Annotated in this window: 1 protein-coding gene; it reads right to left on the bottom strand. The window is 50.1% G+C overall.

All coding sequences use genetic code 11. The features are described 5' to 3' along the window. Positions 1-1,132 (bottom strand): IS256 family transposase (locus GJV78_RS22635; RefSeq protein ID WP_155110302.1); only part of this gene is annotated, 1,132 nt, incomplete at its 3' end. Positions 1,133-1,189: the final 57 nt, after the last annotated feature.

Genomic DNA, 1,189 nt, shown 5'->3' with positions numbered 1-1,189 from the left:
TCTGGATGGGCATTGTCCATTTTTCCTGAGCATTCATCAGTCCCAGATAAAGTAGCTTCAACAGACTGTTTTCATTCGGGAAAGCCCCTTTGGTCTTGGTCAGTTTCCTGAACTGGCGATGTACTGATTCGATTGCATTTGTGGTGTAAATGACCTTGCGGATAGTCGCCGGATAGCGGAAGTATGCCGACAGGTTTTCCCACTTGCGACGCCACGACTGGAGTACCACCGGATACTGCTGGCCCCATTTCGCCTCCAGCTCATCCAGCGCCGTTTCTGCCGCCTCTTTTGACACAGCACGATATACCGGCTTCAGGTCTGCCATGAACGCTTTGTGGTGTTTTGAGGCTACATATTTAATCGAGTTGCGTATCTGGTGAATGATGCACAACTGAACTTCTGTCTGCGGATAAATACTGTTTATCGCCTCCGGGAAGCCTGTCAGCCCGTCCACGCAGGCGATCAGGATATCTTCCACACCACGGTTTTGCAGGTCGCTTAATACCGACAGCCAGAAGTTCGCCCCTTCGCTTTCCGACAGATACAGGCCCAGAACTTCCTTTTTGCCCTCCAGATTCAGCGCCAGCACGGTATAAACCGCCTTGCTCTGGTAGCGGCCATCCTCACGGATTTTATAATGAATAGCGTCCAGCCAGACGAAGGGGTAAACCTTCTCCAGTGGGCGTTGTTGCCACTGTTTTAGTTCAGGGATGACTTTGTCGGTTACCGCACTGATGGTGGCGGTTGAAACGCTGAAGGCATAAAGCTCTTCAATCTCCCGACTGATGTCCTGATAACTCATCCCCAGTGCAAACAGGCGAATGATTTTGCGCTCGATCTCATCTGAGAGTGTGGTCTGATGCTTCTTCACCAGTTGTGGCTCAAAAGTGCCGTTACGATCGCGCGGGGTTGTCAGTTCAAAACTGCCTGTCGGGGCTTTAATGGTCTTTTTGCCGGAGCCATTTTTACGGTTCGCTTCCACATCCTGAGCCAGATGGGAGTCGAGTTCAGCGGCCAGAGCAGCTTCTGTTAACTGTTTGATTAATGGCGTTAAGATACCATCTTTGCCGGTTAATGCCTGACCGGACTGGAGAGCTTTAAGTGCTTTGTCGAAATCGAAGGGCTGGGACATGTGTCATTCCTTTTTGATTGTATATTACTGGAATGACACAGAATTTCTAACACTCCC

The organism is Intestinirhabdus alba (genome assembly GCF_009711095.1).
In the GTDB taxonomy this organism is placed as follows: Bacteria; Pseudomonadota; Gammaproteobacteria; order Enterobacterales; family Enterobacteriaceae; genus Intestinirhabdus; species Intestinirhabdus alba.
This window is presented reverse-complemented; position numbering and strand designations above follow the sequence as displayed.